Consider the following 17707-nt stretch of genomic DNA (forward strand, 5'->3'; position numbering starts at 1 on the left):
AGGAGGTGGCATGATCTTCAGACAACTGTTAGAACCGGTTTCCAGTACCTACACCTACCTGCTCGGCTGCGAGGAAACGCGCCAGGCGATGCTGATCGACGCGGTGCTGGCCACCTGGCAGCGCGATCTCGAGGAACTGAACAAGCTCGGTTTGAAGCTTGCCTGCACGTTCGATTCCCACATCCATGCCGATCACATCAGCGCCGCGCGCAAACTCAAGATGGAGGCCGGCAGCCGCATCGCGCACCCGGCGTTCGACAATCTCGCCTGTGCCGACGTGGGGCTCGAGGAGGGCAAACCGTTCGAACTAGGCAGCATCCGGGTGGAGCCGCTGTTCACGCCGGGACACACCGACGGGCACCACGCCTACCGGGTGGACGGCCGCGTGCTCACCGGCGACGCGCTGCTGATCGACGGCTGTGGGCGCACCGACTTCCAGAACGGCGACGCGCCCACCCTTTACCGCAGCGTGCGCGACAAGCTGTTCGCCCTGCCCGAGGACACGCTGGTGTACCCGGCGCACGACTACCAGGGCCGGCGGGTATCCAGTGTCGGCCAGGAGAAGACGCGCAACCCGCGTCTCGGCGGCGACAAGCCGCTGGCCGAGTTCGTGAAGATCATGCAGGAATTGAAACTTGCCTATCCGAAGTTCATCGACTACGCGGTGCCGGGCAACCGCGAGTGCGGCAAGTGTCCGTACGGCGTGCCGGAGAACCTGCAGGAGTACTGCGCGCAGATCGGCGAGAGCGTGCAGGGTTGATCCGGCCCCTCCCGGTCGTGAATGACGCGCTGGAAATAATCGACCCGGTGTAACAGTAAATCACTCCGGGATTGCGGCGGCGCCGTCAGTCGCCGTGGTTCTTTTGCCTGATCGAAGCCGCGAAATCGAGCATGCGCTGCGTGGCGCGCAGCGCCTTCACCCGCACCGCCTCTTCCACGTTCACCTCGTTCGCGCCCGTTTCCAGCACGTCAGCAAGGTTGGCCAGCAAGTTCATTGCCATCCACGGGCAATGCGCGCAACTCTCGCAGGTAGCGCCCTCACCCGCGGTGGGCGCGGCCATGAGGATCTTGCCCGGCGCGGCCTGCTGCATCTTGTAGAAAATCCCGCGGTCGGTAGCCACGATCAGACGCTGGTTCGGCAGGGTTTTCGCCGCCTGGATCAACTGGCTGGTCGAGCCGATGACGTCGGCCAGATCCAGCACCGCCGTCGGCGACTCGGGGTGCGCGATGATCGCGGCGTCGGGATGCTGGCGCTTGAGCGCCGCCAGCGCCTCGCCCTTGAACTCGTCGTGCACCACACACGTGGCGTTCCACATCAGCATGTCCGCGCCGGTAACGCTTTGAATATATTTGCCGAGGTGCTTGTCCGGCGCCCACAGGATTTTTTCACCACGTGCCTTGAGATGCTCAATCAACTTTACCGCAATGCTCGAGGTCACCACCCAGTCCGCGCGCGCTTTGACCTCGGCGCTGGTATTGGAATACACCACGACCTGGCGGTCGGGATGGGCGTCGCAGAAGGGAATGAACAGGGACGCCGGGCAGCCGAGGTCGAGCGAGCACTCGGCCTGCAGCGTCGGCATGAGCACGCGCTTTTCGGGGTTGAGGATTTTCGCGGTCTCACCCATGAAGCGCACCCCGGCAACCACCAGCGTGCGCGCCGGATGGTCGTGGCCGAAGCGCGCCATCTCGAGCGAATCCGACACGCAACCGCCGGTCTCCTCGGCCAGGCGCTGCAAATCTTCGTCGACGTAGTAGTGCGCCACCAGCACGGCGTCCCGCTCCTTGAGCAGGCGCTTGATGCGGCTGCGCAGGCGCGTACGCTCCTCCTCCGAAGCCGGCGGGGGCGGCGGTGTTGCCGGTAGCTTGACGGCCACCGGGATGGGAATTTCAGCTCGCTGGTTCACGCTCTACCTCTGGTTCGCGGCTGGTGGGCCGTCTCAGAATCAATCTGCTTCACCATCATTTAATCACCCGGTGGTGATGGCAATCAATTATCGGTCAAGTGCGCAGATTTAAACCACCGCAACGGTGTGTGTATCAGCGTCCTTTGCAACAGCAGTAAGCAAAACTTATGACGTCCGTGTCTTTTGTCCACGCATCTGCTCCAGCACCAACAGCAGCGAGCTCGTGTCCTGCTCGCCGAAGCCGCTGGCCATGAGGGCGTCGAGCTGCTGCATCACCTGCGCGGTGACGGGCATTGGCAGGCCGGCGTCACGCGCGATTTTGAGCGCGACGCCAATATCCTTGTGGTGCAGCGCGGCGATAATGCCGGCGGCGAAATCACGCTCGACCATCTTCTTGCCCAACACATCAAGCATGCGGCTCGCACCCAGCCCGGTCATGACCGCCTCGCGTACCTTGGCCGGGTCCGCGCCCTGCTCGCGCGCAAACAAGAGTGCCTCGGCCGCACCCTGCAGGCAGGCAAGCTGGGCGATCTGGTTGGCGAGCTTGGTTACCTGTCCGGTTCCCAAAGGACCCATGTGGAAGATGGTCTTGCCCATGCATTCCAGCAACGGTTTCACGCGCTCGAAAACAGTCTTTTCACTGCCGACGAAAAACGTGAGCGAGGCCGCCTTGGCCCCGGCCACGCCGCCCGAGACCGGCGCGTCCAGCATGGCAATGCCACGCTCGGCCAGGCGCTGGCCAACGCTCCGCGCGATCGCGGGCGAAATGGTGCTCATATCCACCATGATCATGCCGGGCAGATCACTCTGAACGATCCCGTCCGGCCCGAGCGCCACTGATTCGACGTCGACTCCGGCGGTGACCATGGTGAACACCACTTCGCTCGTGCGCGCCACCTCGGCCGGCGTGGGTAGCGGGGTCAGGCCGAGACGGCCGGCGTGGGCGCGCGAGCGCTCGCCGCGCGCATAAACATTCAGCGTATGGCCGGCGGCGAGCAGATGCCGCGCCATCTCGCCGCCCATGTTGCCGAGGCCGATGAATCCGAGCCGCATGAGTTTCACCTTCTGCCGACGGAGAAGATGAACATTATCTCATTTGGCTTCAACCGCGTGAGTCCGAAAAACGGAATGAATGCCGGGGTCATTCATGGACCGGGCCATAGGCGCTGATATCCGGGCTAGAAAGGAATGAACAGGAAAGCGTTTGCGTACGAACGGTGGTAATGGTTGCCGCTGCTGCCCAAGCCCGAAGCGTCGCCGTAACCGGCCTTCAGTTCGGTTCGCATCCCGCCCGGGAGACGGCCCTGCGCGCCGACTTCCGTTGACAGGGGATAACTGGGGTCTTGATCCACCACCTGCCGCCCCGCCCCCACCATGCCGTGCACGGACCAGTCGGCCGACAGACGCCGGCTCAGAAAAAGTTTCACCACTTCCTCGTGGAACTCGCGCGGGTTGAAGTAACCGTGGCTAACCGTTTGTTCGCTGCGGAAGCGGCGCGCATAAATCTGGAAGCGGAGACTGAGATTCTGTTCCGGGAATGCATGAGGATCGAAATTGATGCGCAGCACCGTGCCGTCACGGTCGTTGCCGTCGCTGAAGTGCTGGCGATAGAACGCCAGCGCCCCCACGCCCAGTTCACCCAGACGGTGATCGCCGCCCAGCGTCACGGTGTCCAGGGTGATCCGGTTTTGCAGGGACGTAACCGTTTTGACGGCGCCCGACTCGGCGTTGAACGAGAACCCGCCGGTGTCGCTCGGGCGATAAGCCGTATCGAAAGCCCCCCAGGTGTAATCCCAGTCACCAAACTGGCCGCCGCCCAGCCGTAACCGGAACGGAATCTCGTGGTTCAGGTTTTTCCTGATCTGCCCGTAAGCCTCGGAAACATGCGCCGCGCCATGACCGTCGCGGAGGGTTTCGGTACTGCCGCCGACCTGCCAGAAGGCCTTCCACACGGAATCGCCCGGCGCTGCCGGGGCAGCCACACCGTTTTGAAATCGGGCCGCCAGCTCCAATCGGCGGCTGTGCAGGCCGTCGCTGTCGCGCGCGAACTCCACTTCCGCCAGCGCCGTGCGCGCCAGTCTCCGGTTCATCTCGTCCCGTTGTTTGAGATATTCCGCGTCGAGCCAGCCGCTCGCGGTGGCGGGACTGACCACCTGCGCATGGGGTTCCAACGCCTGCGCGGCACAGACCTCGCGGTCGAGCAGCAGACAGGCGCGCGACTTCTCGATGGCGGCCTCGAGCGAGGAGGTCTCCGTCTCCGCCAGCAACACGAGCGCGGCGCGCGGCCGGTCCAGGACGCTCAGCGTGCGCGCGAGCTTGGGCAAAATAGGGGCGCGCTCCTCCCGGGTTTCCGCGAGCGTCAGCGCCTCCCGGTACGCGCGTTCGGCGGCGCGATAGTCCTGAAGCCAGAAAGCGGCGTGGCCGAGCCCGAGCAGGGCCGCGCGGCGATCCTGGCGATTATGCCCGGACAACCGTGACAGCGCCTGCTCGAAATGGGATTTCGCCGCGGTTGGATTGTCTTGACGCAGAGCCTCGTGTCCGGCCTGGATCGCCGCCGTGCCGTCACCGGTAGCGGCGTGCACGCAAGGCGTTATCGCCAGGCTGACAATCAGCCCCGCGACGGCCAACAGTCGCCGCGCCGTCATTTTGTCCCCCAGGTTTTGCGCCGGTTCATGAATTCGGCGTAATAACCGGCCACGGACGCGGGCGACATCAACAGCTGCGCGAACAGGATATAGAAGATGAATCCGAAAATGTTGCGTCGCACCCGCAGCTTCGCGTCAACGAACATCCGTTTCTGCACGTGATACATCAAGAAATTGTTCATTACGCCGAGCGGCAGCACGGCCAGCGTCATGGGCCCCGCCAGGAAATAGTAACCGAAGCAAGCCGCGATCAATCCCGGCAGAAAACACACGAGATAGATCGTGTCCAGAAACGGATAGAACAGGTTGAGATAAAAAAAGGTCGAGTTCAGCCGGAACACCTTGAGTATCTGGGGATGCAGCTTGAACGCCTCGATCAGGCCGCGCGCCCAGCGGCGTCGCTGTTGATAGAACCTGACATAGGTCTCGGGCACGTTGGTGAACACCACCGCATTCTCGGCATAGCCGATGCGGTAGCCGCGCTTGAGCAGGCTCCACGACAACACGATGTCCTCGCCGACCGTGTCGGGCCAGCCGCCAACTTCCAGCAGGGCCTGCCGGGTATAGAGCGAAAACGCCCCCTGCGCCACCAGGGTGCCCTGATACAGGCTCTGGGTGCGCTTGACCACGGCGATGCCGTGGAAATAGTCCCACTCCTGTATCCGGGTGAGCCAGTTGCGGCGGGAGTTCTTGACGTTGATCGCGCCGGCCACGGCCACCGTGCCCGGCGGATCGCTGAGAAACCGCGACACGATATTTTCCAGCGCCTTCTCGTGCATGAAGGTGTCGGCATCGACAGAGATAATCAGGTTGTGGCGCGCCTGCGCGAGCCCGGCGTTCAGGGCATGCGCCTTTCCGCCATTCCGCGGCAGGGCAATGATGTTCACGTTCGGCGCGTTGACCGCGCGCGCAATTTTGACGGTGTCGTCCTTGGAGCCATCGTCGATCAGGATGATCTCGACGTCGCCCGGATAGCTCTGCTTCTGCAGTTGCGTGAGGGTTTCGGCGATGTTGTCTTGCTCGTTGTAGGCCGCCACCAACACGCTCACCGGCGGGAGCGAGGCATATGTCCGGGCCGGCGGACGGCGATCCAGCAGCAGGCTGAAGAAGATGAAGGCGAAAGCGAAGCCCGGCATGATGGCGATGCCCAGGACGACTAGGGTCGCGACCGGGTACGGGACGTAGACGGACAGATCGGCGATCCAGGGCAGCGCCAGATACCAGCTGAGGCCCGCCCAGCCGAAAGCCATCAGCTGCGCAAACGCGAGCTTGAATTTTACCGGGACATACTTCCGTGAATTTTCTGGTTGTGGCGGCCTTCCCTGATCGCTGAAACGCGTTTCGTGCTCAGGGCCAACCAGCGCCTGATTCAGGTCTTTGAGGTCTCCCATTGCCACAAAAGACTTGCAAGGGCTGTGCCAGCTACTTCTTTAAAAACCGCGGCTTAGCCCCTGATAGGGAAATTTTTGCGCGTTTAACTCTTTTTCAGGCGCGGCAAGTCGCTGCGACGATACGCGGCAGGGGGAAATAGGGCATTCGGACGATCGATGAGGGAGGGATTACCCGGCTGATTGACCTTATTTTATTTTGTAGTTATCCAGTCGGGTATTCCGGATGAACTGGCAGCTTGTCGCCACTACAGGACCACTTCACACGCGAATCCCAGTAAATGCGGAATTGCGGCTTGAAGTCCAGCTCACTGTCGATCGAACCGGCCGGGATAACAACCATCCCTGTTTCCCTCACGTAGCGTGGCAACCGACCGCCGCAGACGGAGCAGAAACAATTAGTGAAGCGCTTGGCTTCGGGGACTTTGTACGATTTGATCAGCGCCTCCCCCTCGATCCACTTGAGCGATCCGTGCGGGATGAGCAGATTCGAGGCATGGCCCGTGCCCGTGGCCTTGCGACAGCGCGAGCAATGACAGTGATAAAACCATTGCGGGTCGCCGCTGACTTCGTATTGCACGGCACCGCAAAGACAACTTCCGTTAATGATGGTTTCGGGCATGGGTTGTCCGCCAAAGGCTTGAAGATGGAATAGGTTATCTCATGCGGGCGGCCCACGAAAGAATTTCTCCGGCCCCTTCTATTCAGCCTTCGCCAGACAGACGCTACGCCAGATTCTCGGAAAATTCATTCAACATTTTTATTATTTCAGGCGAATATTTTTTCGACAGCTTTTCGCGGAACACGGCGATGTCTTTTCGCGCCGATTCGAGCTTGCCCGTGCCCATGCGGCTGAGGCGGATGTGAAAAGAGCGTCGGTCCGAATTATTTTCGGTCACTTCCACAATCCCCGACTTGATCAGCTCGCTGATCAGCACGCTGGCCGTGGCACGCCGAACGTTCAGTTTCTCGCTCATCTCCGTCACCGTGGCCTGCCCCATCTCCGCCAAATTGTCGAGCAGCCGATACTGGGGCACGCGCAGCCCCGAGTACATCAGTGACACCGACACGTTCCTTTCCAGCGTCTGTGCCGCCTTGAGCAGCTTGACCACATCCAGGTTTTCCATGACGTGACCTGATTATTGTTTGTTAGCGAAACTAATCAAATTCTCTGATTTGTGCTTAACCAGTTTGGCAGATTTAATCATTTCAGGATATGCCGATTGACTATATGTGATGCCCATCGGCATATCAATCTGCGTCAACCGCCGAAACGGAAAAACAAGCAATGCGGAAGCCACCGTGATGTTCTTACTTAAATTTTCGATAAGCCGATTGGTGGCCCGGGAAATACAATCTCTAAACAAAAAACAAAGGAGAAGAACGTGACAAGCATGATGACCAGCGAGATCTATTGGCTCACCCTGATAACTGTTTTCTCGAGTTTGTTATTCATCCCCTACGCCTACGTCAGAATATCCCGGATTGGATTCCTGCGTCTCCTGACCAGTCCCTTGCCGGGAGACGACCCATTCAAAGAGGAGTGGGCGCACCGCGCCTATCGCGCCCACATGAATGCAATTGAAAACATTGTCATCTTCGCACCGCTGGTGCTGGCAGTTCACGTCACTGGAGCAAGTAATGAGGTCACGGCGCAGGCCAGCGCAGTCTATTTTTGGGCTCGTGTCGTTCATGCCCCTTTTTATATTTTTAATACTCCATTTATAAGAACGATCGCGTATTTTGTCGGTCTGGGCGCGTGCCTCGTCCTTGCTTATCAGCTATTGGCGTAATCGCCGCCAACGACGGTTGGGGGCAGAGTCCCGATATCAAGACCCGACGGAGATTCGGAGGGGCTAAATAAAAAGGCCTGGCGTTGGCCGGGCCTTGGAGTGTGTTATTGCTCTAACGAGTGGCGGGGCTGTGAATTAATTCACTCCGGCCCTTTAAACTGCTCATCCTTCGTGACGGTCTCGCTCTGATCCAGTGACTGATCCGGATTTTCATCGGATTGAGGAGGAGCGTTTTTCTCCAGCTTGCGCTGACGCTTCTCTTCCATTTTCTTCTTCTTTTGCAGTTCTTTCTGGCGCTTCTGAAACTGATAGTTGGGTTTTGCCACTATTGCGCCCTCACCATATGGAGTTAAACCGTATTATGTCAGGCATTGTGGCGGGTGTCCTGACGCCCGGCGGCTGTTTCGGGCAATAAATGGGGCAGATACCGGTATTTACTCTAATATTTACTAAAGCGTTTTGGCTGGCGGGTAGAAGCAAATCGGGAGATTTTATGCCGGAAACGTTGTGGTGGGTGGCGGCGCTGTTTGCCGCCGTGGGCGTGGCGCTGATTGTGGCGGCGGGTACGGCGCTGCGGCGACGGCGCCCGCTGCGCATGAGCCTGCGGCTGCTGTGGGCGCTGGTGTTTCTCGCGGGCGCGGCGGCCAGCGGCGCCATCGCGCTGGGTGTGCAGGGTTATCGCGCGCTGACGCACGAGGAAATCGCCGCCGTGGTGCGCACTGAACCGCTCGGCCCGAATCGCTTCCGGGCGCAATTCCGCTTTCCCGACGGCAGCGAAGCAACGTACACACTCAGCGGCGATCAGCTGTACGTGGACGCGCGTATCCTGAAATGGCATCCGTGGGCCAATATTTTCGGCCTGCACACGGTGTATGAACTCGACCGCGTCGCCGGGCGCTATCACGATCTGGCGCAGGAGCAACAGCAGCCGCGCACCGTGAAATCACTCGCGCCTGAACGGGAAGTGGATTTGTTTAAATTACGTCAGCGCTACGCGCTGCTGAGTCCCCTGCTCGATGCCGAATATGGCTCGGCGACCTTCGCCGCCGCCGACAGTCCCGCGCAATATGAAGTGCGCGTCTCGACCACCGGCCTGCTGATACGCAAGCTGGCGCCTTAATCCAACCGAAGGGAAAACTCGAACAGCGGTATTGGCGAAAACTCCGACCTGGCCCGGGTTTTTGGCTGACCGGTGGTCCTGTCAGGCGCCCGAACTCCACCCTAGACTTGGCTACACTTCAAGACAGCTCCCCGAACAAACAGGTGACACATGAACAACTGGATCTGGATTGGAAAATTCGTCATCGTCATCGCCGCCGCGCTGGTGCTCGGCGAAACGCTTGGCAGCCTCGAGCTGTTCCGCAGCACCACGCTCGGTACGCCCAAGGTCACCGCCGGTTCGCTGGTACGGTTCTTCGGCCACGGCGGCGCGCTGGTGTTGCTGTTCATGCTCGGTCAGCGGCTCACGCAGCAGATACGCGCGCTGGACGGCGGCATGGCCCGTCTCGCCGACCCGGTTTTGGCGCTGATTACGCTCATCGTCACGGCCAGCGCCTACGTGGTGCTCATGAAATTCAGCGCGCCGTTTCTCGGCGACAGCGTCCGGGCCCTGCTCGACTGGACGTTCGTCCTCGGCATCCTCGCCGCCGCGGTGTGGCTGGTGTGGGCGCTGTTCCACAATTCCGAAGCGGTCATGGAAGCCATCGGCAAGTCTGGAAAAGCCAAGACGGGGTAATCCAGGTTCAACGCCAACTAACTAAAACGGCCCCGCGAGGGGCCGTTTCTTTTGTGAGGCGGTTCAAAGTGTGACTGCCTAAGAAATAATCCCTCCGTCCCCTTCGTCGAAGAGGCTGGATATTTCCGGCGTTCAGCGCCGGCGCTTGCTCGACAGGCGTTTAATCTTGTTTTCGTCCAAGGGGCGGCGGCTCTTTACGCGCAGGCTTTCATTCCACTCGGCCGCGAAGTCACGCTGCATACTCCGATTGATCGCCGCCGTCGCCAGCATGGAGATCAACGCGCCCAGACTCGCCAAGGCCATGTCCTTGTGCGCGTCCCACACGTCACCTTGTGTTCCGAGATAGGCCATCCCCAGACCCTCGCCGAAGATCTCGGCCACGCCCCATTCGATCAGCTCGAAGAGCATGGAGGTCGACATGGTGAGGTCCAGGGGAAGGAAATAACCCCAAAAACCACGCACGCTGGCGATACGGATAAACACTTCGCGAATCGGGTACGCCAGCAATAGCCCGTAGAAAAAATGAATCGCCCGGTCGAAATGGTTGCGCTCGAAACCCAGGGCCTCGTTCAGACTGAAACCAAATACAGACTCGAACCACTTGTCGTACGGCACCTCCGCATAAGTGTAATGCGCGCCGATTTCATGCAGCACGAGAAAAACAAAGAGCAGCGTGTAAGAGACGCGCGATAAGGTAAAAACACGATAGGTCCCGGCGAGAACCAGCACACCCACCACGACCAGGATATTTTCCAATGCCCACGCGGCGCGGTCGTTGGGGTGAATGGCCAGCGGTATCCACACGCAAGCAAACAAGATACCGAGGAGGAGCAGGTACTGACGATGAGATAGACGGGTGATCAAAGCGTTGGGCTGGCGCGAGATTTAACGCCGCCGCACGACGATAACTTCGAAACGTCCGCGTGGACCGATAAAGTACGACGCCAGCCAAGCGGTCAGGCTCACGACGATCGATCCCAACAAGGCCGCGCCGAAACCGGCGATGCTGAAGTTATCGAACATCCACGCTACCAACCCGAGCATGGCCGCGTTAATAACTAAAAGAAACAATCCGAGCGTAAGGATGGTGATGGGAAGCGTAAGAATTAACAGCAGCGGCCGCACCACGGCGTTGACGATGCCGAGCAGCAGCGCCGCCCCGAGCAATGTTCCCACGCCTTGCACGTCGATGCCGGGCACCAGCTCCGACGCCAGCCACAGCCCGAATGCGACAATGAAAAAACGTAACAAGAAACCGGTCATGGGCTTATATTTTCACATTCGCCGGCGTTTGTGAAATACCCGTCACGTGCGCGGCCGGATAATTTATGACTCGCGCCTTATCGAAAATGGATTCAATGCAGGTTAGGTTGGGCGCGTAATAATCCGCAATAAAAGTGCGCGTTTCGACGACCGGGTGGCTGATCCGGAAACGGGGGCCGTGATTGAACTGAAGTAAAAGCTGAACAGGTGTCAGCGGGAACTGTTACCTGACCGAGCTATAAAGACTACCGAATAATTAATTTCTCCGTCCCTTTTTATGCCTGGTTATGTGGTTTGGTGCCGACGACGACGTGGGTAATGCCGTTGAGATAAACGCGCCCGGGCTTTGAGCTGCGGGCCTCGGCCTCGCGCGCAATCTCTTGCTTCACGATCGCCTGCGTATCCGCCGGCAGCTGTGCAAACAGGCTCGCCACGGGTCCCGCGAGCTCGCGAATGAACACGTCATACTCGGCGCCGGTCGAAAAATCGGCCATCGGCAGCGATATCTGTTCAATCGCCACGTCGCTGAAACCCGCTTCGGCAAAGATGGCGCGCAGCCGGTCGGTGTCGGCGAGCGCGAAGATGCCGGGCGCGCCCGGGGGCGGGGTGGGGACATCCATATGCCGCTTGAGCACGCCGAGCGGCACCGTGACGAAGGGGTTATTCGCCGCCTCGGTCCAGACGCTGATCACCGCTTTTCCGCCCGGCTTAAGCGCGGTGTTGGCGCAATGCATGCATTTGACCGGATCGGGCATGAACATGAGGCCCCAGCGCATGGTCACGGCGTCGAACGAGCCTTTCATCGCGTCGATGACTTCGCCGTCGACACAACGGAACTCAACATTTGAGAGCGAACGCGCCTGTGCTTTTGAGCGCGCGTAGCCGATCATCTCCTCGACGAAGTCGGTGGCGAGCACCGAGCCTTCGGGCCCGATTCGTTCGGCGATGGTCAGCGCCGGTTCGCCCGCGCCGCAGGCGATGTCGAGCACGCGCGACCCCTCGCGAATGGCCGCCAGCGCGATCATGCGCTCGGTCACCGGCGCCGCCCAAATTCGCATCAGCGGATCGTACTTGCCCCAACCCGGCGCGACCATGGTCCAGCTCTTGTGCTGCTTCTCCTTCGCTTCCGCCTTATTCATTTTCTCCTCCATTATGGCTTGTGTTGTCCGTCTTCGCGGACGCTCCGCACAGTGTCAGCCAAAACCTCAGCGACTGCAATTGGGGCGGTGAGATCGTGGCCGGTCCTCTGCGCAATGAGCAGGCGATTTTATACATGGACACCAACCCGCGGCGCACAGGGATTACGAAACGCGCGTTGGACATCACGGGGCAGCCCGGTCAGGTTTGATTAGGCGTAACGAAGACGGGGGCTTTGACTGCGCGGTCTTGCGGTGCGGACGCGCGAAGGGCATGCTAAAGGCATCTGATCCGGCACACTTCGACCGCCAGCGGGATGAAAGCAAAGGAGGAATAGCCGATGCCGTTATACCTGACCAAGTTCAGTTACACGCCTGCCGCATGGGCAAAACTCATCAAGAACCCCGAGGACCGCCGAGCGGCAGCCAAGCAGTACATCGAATCGGTCGGCGGAAAGTTGCACGGTTTCTGGTATGCCTTCGGTGAACACGACGGATACAACTTGTGGGAGGCTCCGGATAACGTCTCGATGGCCGCCACGGCGATGGCGATCAGCGCCGGCGGAGCGTTGAGCTCCCTTCAGACGACTGTCTTGCTGACCGTTGAGGAGACGGTCGCCGCCATGAAAAAGGCCTCGTCGATCACGTATCGGCCACCGGGAGAAAAAAGTTAGGAGCACTCCTCGCTCGAATCGACCGCGAGCCGCTGGCCGCGATGGGCCACGTCCAGCGGTTGGGACGTGCGGCGCCACTCCTTCTCTCTCTTCGGTTCAGAATAACGCAGCGGTTGAAACCACAAGCGATACACCCAGCGCCCGGCCAGGGCCGGCGAGACCAGGCCCAACAGGCGAATTGCCAGGCGCAGCAGCCAGAAGGCTAGCGGCATGGGTATGAAGCGGAATATGGTTGGTTACTCATGATCGCGTCCTATTGTCGATCTGGCCTGTTTGCCTTCGAGCAGGTCCCGGACTTCTTCCACTTCCTTGATGAGGAAATCCCGAAACACGTGGATGCGTTCGGTGCGCTTGAGATCCGAATGGAACAGGAACCACAGGCCCATGTCCATTTCCGGTATCGGGTCGGTGTAGCGTTCCAGCAATGGATCGGGATCGGCCATGTAGCACGGCAGCACGGCCAGCCCGATGTTCTGCTTCAGCATTTGCTGCGTCAGGATGGGATCGTCCACGATAACCTGATGTGACTCGCCGCCGGACAGCTTGCTCGTCCAGTGCTTGTGATACCCACAGCAGGTCATGCCGATCCATTTCGGCGGCGCATCGTGCTTGCGCAAACCGGCCAGGTATTTTCGACCACCATAAACCGTCGAGGCAATGGTGGCGATTTTTTTGCCCATCAGCGTCTCCATCGGATCGTTGGTGACGCGCAGCGCGACATCGGCCTGGCGCTCGGCCAGACTTATGTCCGAGTTGCATACCAGGATCTGCAATTCGATTTCCGGATGGGCCGCGCTGAAGCGCGAGAAAATCGGCGCCAGCACCGCGGCCGCCATGATGTTCACCGCGGTCACGCGCAGGCTGCCGGCCAGATTTTTATCTTGCCCCTGCAACGCCCCGTCCACCGCCAGCGCTTCGCGCTCCATGTTCATGGCGGCTTTTTTCAGGTCTTCGCCGGCGGCGGTCAGCTCATAGCCCGAGCGCTTTTTTTCGAACAGCCTCGTGCCCAGGCGTTTTTCCAGTTGCCGCAGGCGCCGGGAGACCGTCGAGTGCTGCACGTCCAGGTACCGCGCCGCGCCGGAGACCGAGCCCATGCGGGCCATGGCGAGAAAAATCCGCAAATCATCCCAGTTCATGCTTCCCCGAGTACTTGTGCATATTTGCACATTGTATTTGCCTTTATTGGGAATTGTTGTCGATTTAAACAGAAAGAGTTGCCAGGCATTGTTTTAAACCGTGAGCAAAGGAGATTCGTGATGACCCAGCCAAAAACCTATGAAGGCAGCTGTTTTTGCGGAGCGGTTCAGCTCAGAGTGACCGGCGCACCGGTGGGCATGGGCTACTGCCACTGCGATTCCTGCCGCAAGTGGTCGGCCGGCCCGGTGAATGCCTTCACCCTGTGGAAGCCGGAGCATGTCGCGATCACCCGGGGAACGGATCGCATCGGTTCCTTCAACAAAACACCCGGCAGCACCCGCAAGTGGTGCAAAACCTGCGGCGGCCACATTCTGACCGAGCATCCCGCCCTGGGGCTGACCGATGTCTACGCCGCTGTGATTCCGGATTTTCCCTTCGAGGCCGGGGTGCACGTGCACTACCAGGAAACCGCGCTGCACATCCACGACGGGGTCGTCAAACAAAAGGATGTTCCGAAGGAAATGGGCGGCTCCGGCATGGTATTGCCTGACTAGTCCGACAACGCGCGACCGATGAGAGAAAATCCAACATGACCAAGCTGGCAATCATTCAGGAAGCCCCGGTGTTCCTCGACAAGCACGCCACCATCAAGAAGGCCGTGGCGCTGGTGGACAAGGCAGCGGCGCAGGGTGCGCAGCTGATTGTTTTCAGCGAGGCATTCATCCCGGGCTACCCGGCGTGGATCTGGCGCCTGCGGCCGGGGGCAGATTTCAAACTCTCGGAAGAAATCCACTCGCGCCTGCTGGACAACGCCGTGAACCTGAAACAAGACGAGCTGGCGCCGCTGCGCCAGGCCGCCAAGAAACACAAGGTCACGATCGTCTGCGGCATTGACGAGCGCGACGGCGAGTTAAGCCGCACGACGCTCTACAACACCGTGGTCATCATCGGACCCGATGGACAGCTGCTCAACCGCCACCGCAAATTGATGCCGACCAATCCGGAGCGCATGGTCTGGGGCTTCGGCGACGCCACCGGCCTCAAGGTGGTCGATACTCCGTGCGGGCGCGTCGGCACGCTGCTGTGCTGGGAAAGCTTCATGCCGCTGGCGCGCTACGCGCTGTACGCGCAGGGGATCGAAATCTATATCGCGCCGACCTACGACAGCGGCGACGGCTGGATCGGCACCATGCAGCACATCGCGCGCGAGGCGAAGTGCTGGGTGGTCGGCAGCGGATATGCCATCAAAGGCAGCGACATCCCGGAGGACTTCCCGAAAAAAGCCGAGCTTTATCCCGACGCGCAGGCCTGGGTCAATCCCGGCGATTCCGTCGTGGTCGCGCCCGGCGGCGAGATCGTCGCCGGCCCGATGCGCAACGAGCAGGGAATTTTATACGCGGACATCGACAGCCAGCGCACCGGGATTGCGAAACGCGCGCTGGACGTCACCGGCCATTACGCCCGCCCGGATATTTTCCAGCTGCACGTGAACACCCAGCCACAGAGCCCGGTCAAGTTTGATTAGCCGTAACGAGGTCCGGGACCGTGACTGAACGGAAGTGAAAGCTGAACAGGCGTCAGCGCGAACTGTGATCTGGCCGGTTTATAAAACTGCTTAAAAAATAATCCCTCCGTCCCCTTTTATCAGTCCCCTTTTATCATCTGATCCGAATTGGCAAAACTTAAAGCACCACAACACTTTTAGCTAATTTTTTCTTGGCAAACGCAAACGTTAGTAAACTATAACTATTTGAAAAACTGTCAAAGTAAAATTCGTATGTATCGCCGTTTATATCAGTAAGTTGTTCTGTAGAGCTTCCGACTGGACCACGGGGTCTGTATGTGACATAACGACTAACAATTGCGTATATCGCTTCTGCATCAAAATTAGGAAATTGGCGCAGAAACCCAATTGAGCGAATGAAGTGGGTGCAATCTGCTCCATCGGTTCCACCGCCAATTTCGGGGTGTTTTGGATGTCGGCTAATTAATCCAACAACAGGAAGTGTGGAGTCACGTTCTTCGACCCAATGCCAAAGTGTAGTCGTTAATGTATTTTTGTATCGATTTTTAAGTATTTGAATGCTCTTCCAGCTAAGATCCAAGTCTCGCGATTCATTCTTGAATTTATCTAGCAAAAAGAGAAGCTGACCTGCACCGTAGTTGGCCTCTGCCTCAATCATGTCATGACACTGTGGCTTTAGCGTAATATCGTTGTCTCCTAGTAGAAAATCCCGATGCCACGGAGTAATGCTATGCGTTATTTCGTGCGCCTGGATGTGGCGATGCTTTAGCTCTGGTACTTCATCATCTATAAGGATACATCGGTCGCTAGGGATCCAGAGAGCATTCAATTTTGCTTTTTTTACTACGTCAGTAAAGCGGGTAGGTCTGTCGACCAAAGTCTTCCCTGCAACTTTCAATTTATGGGATATTTCGTCGAGAAGATTTAAATCAGTGCTGCTGTAATAATTAAGATCGAGCTTTAATAATGACCTTACATGATTAAGATCTAGTGGTGGCTCGGGATCATCAAGATCGCGCAAGACACGCGATATTTGTGCTCTTATATCCTCCGCAGAATAATGATCGATTTCGGGCTCATTTTTCATGATCTCCGGTTCGCTCCCTATATTTGCTTAAAAAGGATACAAATTCATTTAGTCTCTTTCTCTCTTCTTTGCTTAAGCTGGAAAGCTCACCTGAGTTAGCAGCAAATCGTGTCACTGCCTCATCGAGGACTGGATCATTTTTCACTGATGCAGTAGATATTCTTAACAGTAGCCTAGTTGAAATCTTATAGTACGATGCCAATTGATGGATTGTTCTTGGCTTGGGTATAAACCTCGGATCATGTTCAATAGCCTGCAATTCATCTACTGAGACACGGGCGTAGTCTGCTAATTCAGCAATACTGATCTCGTCACGCACTCTTAATTGGCGAATAAGCGTTCCCAATACTGCATAGTCGGCTCTCGCCTCTTCAAGAAATCTAGCTTCAATTCTTCTTTCAGCAGTCTTAGCAAATTCCCCCTGTAAGTCTACATACTCAATTGGAAGCCCCGCATCAGTATCTACATCAGGGTCTTTAGCTATCCGAAATTGCAGCCACTCATTAGTTACGAGCATTTTCATTTAGCCTCCTTGACTGTTTGTAGAAAAAAATGTTGCTAATTGCGTTTCTGAGAATTCAAAATAACAAAACGATTGATAGTCACTATCTGGCCCAAAGTCCGTCATACCCAAAACGTCGCGATAGAATGTTTCAGCACCCGGGAGGGAATGCAGACCAATGCGACCGTTTAATTCTTCAGCAACGCTATAGCTCACGGCAGTTCCAAGTAGAAGTTGTCCCACACCTTTGTACTTGGCGTCCTCTTTCACCAGACTTGGGCGATTCCAAGGCGCAGTAGCCACACATTCCACATAAATAATGTCAGCACGTTCGTGATCTGGATGCCGACTAAACTTTCCGCCCTTGCGCACTAGCATCAAACCTTGAGTAGTCCCCGCGCATTCGACAGCGAACATTTGATACAGCAACGGGTTCATGCGTGTTTGGGCAATCCGCGACCAGTCCCAACGTGCATCCTCTGCTCGTGCGGGGCTAGACCCAGCTGAAGATAAACTAGCTTTGTGTACACTCAAAAAAGCTGGGCGCCATTCGCGTTCGAAGGCTGCTAAATTGCTCCCGTCGATGCCCAAGAAGAGTTCTGCCCACTCAAGCTCACCTGTTTGGCGATTAAGTAGCTGATACTTCCCGAGCAGGGCTTTCACAGGACCATTAATTCAGCTTTTTCCTTGGTACTTGGATTTTCAATAAAAACCTTTTCACCACGCTCAAGTCTCTCGTCAACGGATTGATAAAGTCTTAAAGCTTGTCGGAGCAAGGCTGTCTTTGACATCCCTTTGCGATTGCAAAGCGTCTCGAGAGTCACCATTTCTGGCTCGCTCAAGTTAAACGTCATCGTACGTTTCTCGAACATGGGTCGTCTCCAGGTTAGTTAGCGTCTACTGATATACGTAAAT

At 58.0% G+C, this 17707-nt stretch carries 23 protein-coding genes; 7 read left to right on the forward strand and 16 right to left on the reverse strand.

What is annotated here, in order from left to right:
- The first annotated feature begins 10 nt into the window (after positions 1 to 10).
- Positions 11 to 760: an MBL fold metallo-hydrolase gene (locus tag NUV55_RS10940; protein WP_296672917.1), complete on the forward strand. Its 750-nt coding sequence runs from the start codon at positions 11 to 13 to the stop codon at positions 758 to 760.
- A gap of 85 nt (positions 761 to 845) precedes the next feature.
- On the opposite strand, the gene nadA is transcribed toward NUV55_RS10940, so the two are convergent.
- From nadA to NUV55_RS10970, 6 genes are all read right to left on the reverse strand, one after another.
- Complete coding sequence (gene nadA / locus NUV55_RS10945) at positions 846 to 1907, reverse strand: quinolinate synthase NadA (RefSeq protein ID WP_296672919.1); 1062 nt, start codon at positions 1905 to 1907, stop codon at positions 846 to 848.
- A gap of 165 nt (positions 1908 to 2072) precedes the next feature.
- The gene (locus NUV55_RS10950) at positions 2073 to 2960 is read right to left on the reverse strand and encodes an NAD(P)-dependent oxidoreductase (RefSeq protein WP_296672921.1); all 888 of its coding nucleotides are present in this window, start codon (positions 2958 to 2960) and stop codon (positions 2073 to 2075) included.
- 125 nt (positions 2961 to 3085) lie between these two features.
- Complete coding sequence (locus NUV55_RS10955) at positions 3086 to 4552, reverse strand: hypothetical protein (RefSeq protein ID WP_296672923.1); 1467 nt, start codon at positions 4550 to 4552, stop codon at positions 3086 to 3088.
- Entirely contained in the window at positions 4549 to 5943 is a 1395-nt protein-coding gene (locus NUV55_RS10960) for a glycosyltransferase family 2 protein (RefSeq protein WP_296672926.1), read from the reverse strand. Before NUV55_RS10960 ends, NUV55_RS10955 begins: the two co-directional genes overlap by 4 nt.
- 202 nt (positions 5944 to 6145) lie before the next feature.
- Positions 6146 to 6562: a GFA family protein gene (locus tag NUV55_RS10965; protein WP_296672946.1), complete on the reverse strand. Its 417-nt coding sequence runs from the start codon at positions 6560 to 6562 to the stop codon at positions 6146 to 6148.
- Between the two features lie 103 nt (positions 6563 to 6665).
- Complete coding sequence (locus NUV55_RS10970; RefSeq protein WP_296672948.1) at positions 6666 to 7067, reverse strand: MarR family transcriptional regulator; 402 nt, start codon at positions 7065 to 7067, stop codon at positions 6666 to 6668.
- 267 nt (positions 7068 to 7334) lie between these two features.
- Between NUV55_RS10970 and NUV55_RS10975 the strand changes: the two genes are divergently transcribed.
- Positions 7335 to 7733, forward strand: coding sequence for an MAPEG family protein (locus NUV55_RS10975; protein WP_296673248.1), 399 nt, complete (start codon positions 7335 to 7337; stop codon positions 7731 to 7733).
- 140 nt (positions 7734 to 7873) lie between these two features.
- Here NUV55_RS10975 and NUV55_RS10980 read toward each other — a convergent pair whose 3' ends face one another.
- Complete coding sequence (locus tag NUV55_RS10980) at positions 7874 to 8059, reverse strand: hypothetical protein (RefSeq protein ID WP_296672949.1); 186 nt, start codon at positions 8057 to 8059, stop codon at positions 7874 to 7876.
- Positions 8060 to 8226: 167 nt separating this feature from the next.
- Here NUV55_RS10980 and NUV55_RS10985 point away from each other — a divergent pair, with 167 nt between their 5' ends.
- Both NUV55_RS10985 and NUV55_RS10990 read left to right on the forward strand, forming a co-directional pair.
- Complete coding sequence (locus NUV55_RS10985) at positions 8227 to 8853, forward strand: hypothetical protein (RefSeq protein WP_296672951.1); 627 nt, start codon at positions 8227 to 8229, stop codon at positions 8851 to 8853.
- 150 nt (positions 8854 to 9003) lie between these two features.
- Positions 9004 to 9468: a hypothetical protein gene (locus NUV55_RS10990; RefSeq protein ID WP_296672953.1), complete on the forward strand. Its 465-nt coding sequence runs from the start codon at positions 9004 to 9006 to the stop codon at positions 9466 to 9468.
- 132 nt (positions 9469 to 9600) lie between these two features.
- Here NUV55_RS10990 and NUV55_RS10995 read toward each other — a convergent pair whose 3' ends face one another.
- From NUV55_RS10995 to NUV55_RS11005, 3 genes are all read right to left on the reverse strand, one after another.
- Positions 9601 to 10272 carry a DUF2238 domain-containing protein gene (locus tag NUV55_RS10995; RefSeq protein ID WP_296672955.1) on the reverse strand — a complete coding sequence of 224 codons (672 nt, stop codon included), beginning with the start codon at positions 10270 to 10272 and terminating at the stop codon, positions 9601 to 9603.
- 81 nt (positions 10273 to 10353) lie between these two features.
- Positions 10354 to 10731, reverse strand: a complete 378-nt coding sequence (locus NUV55_RS11000) for a phage holin family protein (protein WP_296672956.1) — start codon at positions 10729 to 10731, stop codon at positions 10354 to 10356.
- 275 nt (positions 10732 to 11006) lie between these two features.
- Positions 11007 to 11870: a class I SAM-dependent methyltransferase gene (locus NUV55_RS11005; RefSeq protein ID WP_296672958.1), complete on the reverse strand. Its 864-nt coding sequence runs from the start codon at positions 11868 to 11870 to the stop codon at positions 11007 to 11009.
- Between the two features lie 338 nt (positions 11871 to 12208).
- Between NUV55_RS11005 and NUV55_RS11010 the strand changes: the two genes are divergently transcribed.
- Positions 12209 to 12541 (forward strand): GYD domain-containing protein, encoded by a 333-nt coding sequence (locus NUV55_RS11010; protein ID WP_296672960.1) that lies wholly within the window; start codon positions 12209 to 12211, stop codon positions 12539 to 12541.
- On the opposite strand, the gene NUV55_RS11015 is transcribed toward NUV55_RS11010, so the two are convergent.
- Both NUV55_RS11015 and NUV55_RS11020 read right to left on the reverse strand, forming a co-directional pair.
- Positions 12538 to 12753, reverse strand: coding sequence for a hypothetical protein (locus tag NUV55_RS11015; protein ID WP_296672962.1), 216 nt, complete (start codon positions 12751 to 12753; stop codon positions 12538 to 12540). The genes NUV55_RS11010 and NUV55_RS11015 overlap by 4 nt on opposite strands.
- Positions 12754 to 12777: 24 nt before the next feature.
- Positions 12778 to 13677, reverse strand: coding sequence for a LysR family transcriptional regulator (locus NUV55_RS11020; protein ID WP_296672964.1), 900 nt, complete (start codon positions 13675 to 13677; stop codon positions 12778 to 12780).
- 120 nt (positions 13678 to 13797) lie between these two features.
- On the opposite strand from NUV55_RS11020, the gene NUV55_RS11025 reads away from it, so the two are divergent.
- On the forward strand, positions 13798 to 14232 hold the full coding sequence (locus NUV55_RS11025) for a GFA family protein (RefSeq protein WP_296672966.1): 435 nt from the start codon (positions 13798 to 13800) through the stop codon (positions 14230 to 14232).
- A 35-nt stretch (positions 14233 to 14267) separates the two neighbouring features.
- Positions 14268 to 15203 carry a carbon-nitrogen hydrolase family protein gene (locus tag NUV55_RS11030; protein ID WP_296672968.1) on the forward strand — a complete coding sequence of 312 codons (936 nt, stop codon included), beginning with the start codon at positions 14268 to 14270 and terminating at the stop codon, positions 15201 to 15203.
- A 157-nt stretch (positions 15204 to 15360) separates the two neighbouring features.
- Here NUV55_RS11030 and NUV55_RS11035 read toward each other — a convergent pair whose 3' ends face one another.
- The 4 genes from NUV55_RS11035 to NUV55_RS11050 are packed head-to-tail and all read right to left on the reverse strand — an operon-like array spanning position 15361 to position 17664.
- Positions 15361 to 16290, reverse strand: a complete 930-nt coding sequence (locus tag NUV55_RS11035; protein WP_296672970.1) for a hypothetical protein — start codon at positions 16288 to 16290, stop codon at positions 15361 to 15363.
- Positions 16280 to 16813 carry a helix-turn-helix domain-containing protein gene (locus NUV55_RS11040; RefSeq protein ID WP_296672972.1) on the reverse strand — a complete coding sequence of 178 codons (534 nt, stop codon included), beginning with the start codon at positions 16811 to 16813 and terminating at the stop codon, positions 16280 to 16282. Before NUV55_RS11040 ends, NUV55_RS11035 begins: the two co-directional genes overlap by 11 nt.
- Positions 16814 to 17455: a hypothetical protein gene (locus NUV55_RS11045; protein WP_296672974.1), complete on the reverse strand. Its 642-nt coding sequence runs from the start codon at positions 17453 to 17455 to the stop codon at positions 16814 to 16816.
- Positions 17452 to 17664 carry a ribbon-helix-helix protein, CopG family gene (locus NUV55_RS11050; protein ID WP_296672976.1) on the reverse strand — a complete coding sequence of 71 codons (213 nt, stop codon included), beginning with the start codon at positions 17662 to 17664 and terminating at the stop codon, positions 17452 to 17454. The genes NUV55_RS11045 and NUV55_RS11050 overlap by 4 nt, the downstream gene beginning before the upstream one ends.
- Between the last annotated feature and the right edge of the window lie 43 nt (positions 17665 to 17707).

The organism is Sulfuricaulis sp. (assembly GCF_024653915.1).
GTDB lineage: Bacteria > Pseudomonadota > Gammaproteobacteria > Acidiferrobacterales > Sulfurifustaceae > Sulfuricaulis.

Bases quoted from the DNA above. Each gene is read 5' to 3' on its own strand.
- NUV55_RS10940 (WP_296672917.1), top strand. From the start codon at position 11: ATGATCTTCAGACAACTGTTAGAACCGGTTTCCAGTACCTACACCTAC.
- NUV55_RS10950 (WP_296672921.1), bottom strand. From the start codon at position 2,960: ATGCGGCTCGGATTCATCGGCCTCGGCAACATGGGCGGCGAGATGGCG.
- NUV55_RS10955 (WP_296672923.1), bottom strand. From the start codon at position 4,552: ATGACGGCGCGGCGACTGTTGGCCGTCGCGGGGCTGATTGTCAGCCTG.
- NUV55_RS10960 (WP_296672926.1), bottom strand. From the start codon at position 5,943: ATGGGAGACCTCAAAGACCTGAATCAGGCGCTGGTTGGCCCTGAGCAC.
- NUV55_RS10965 (WP_296672946.1), bottom strand. From the start codon at position 6,562: ATGCCCGAAACCATCATTAACGGAAGTTGTCTTTGCGGTGCCGTGCAA.
- NUV55_RS10970 (WP_296672948.1), bottom strand. From the start codon at position 7,067: ATGGAAAACCTGGATGTGGTCAAGCTGCTCAAGGCGGCACAGACGCTG.
- NUV55_RS10975 (WP_296673248.1), top strand. From the start codon at position 7,335: ATGATGACCAGCGAGATCTATTGGCTCACCCTGATAACTGTTTTCTCG.
- NUV55_RS10985 (WP_296672951.1), top strand. From the start codon at position 8,227: ATGCCGGAAACGTTGTGGTGGGTGGCGGCGCTGTTTGCCGCCGTGGGC.
- NUV55_RS10990 (WP_296672953.1), top strand. From the start codon at position 9,004: ATGAACAACTGGATCTGGATTGGAAAATTCGTCATCGTCATCGCCGCC.
- NUV55_RS11000 (WP_296672956.1), bottom strand. From the start codon at position 10,731: ATGACCGGTTTCTTGTTACGTTTTTTCATTGTCGCATTCGGGCTGTGG.
- NUV55_RS11005 (WP_296672958.1), bottom strand. From the start codon at position 11,870: ATGAATAAGGCGGAAGCGAAGGAGAAGCAGCACAAGAGCTGGACCATG.
- NUV55_RS11010 (WP_296672960.1), top strand. From the start codon at position 12,209: ATGCCGTTATACCTGACCAAGTTCAGTTACACGCCTGCCGCATGGGCA.
- NUV55_RS11015 (WP_296672962.1), bottom strand. From the start codon at position 12,753: ATGCCGCTAGCCTTCTGGCTGCTGCGCCTGGCAATTCGCCTGTTGGGC.
- NUV55_RS11020 (WP_296672964.1), bottom strand. From the start codon at position 13,677: ATGAACTGGGATGATTTGCGGATTTTTCTCGCCATGGCCCGCATGGGC.
- NUV55_RS11025 (WP_296672966.1), top strand. From the start codon at position 13,798: ATGACCCAGCCAAAAACCTATGAAGGCAGCTGTTTTTGCGGAGCGGTT.
- NUV55_RS11030 (WP_296672968.1), top strand. From the start codon at position 14,268: ATGACCAAGCTGGCAATCATTCAGGAAGCCCCGGTGTTCCTCGACAAG.
- NUV55_RS11035 (WP_296672970.1), bottom strand. From the start codon at position 16,290: ATGAAAAATGAGCCCGAAATCGATCATTATTCTGCGGAGGATATAAGA.
- NUV55_RS11040 (WP_296672972.1), bottom strand. From the start codon at position 16,813: ATGAAAATGCTCGTAACTAATGAGTGGCTGCAATTTCGGATAGCTAAA.
- NUV55_RS11050 (WP_296672976.1), bottom strand. From the start codon at position 17,664: ATGTTCGAGAAACGTACGATGACGTTTAACTTGAGCGAGCCAGAAATG.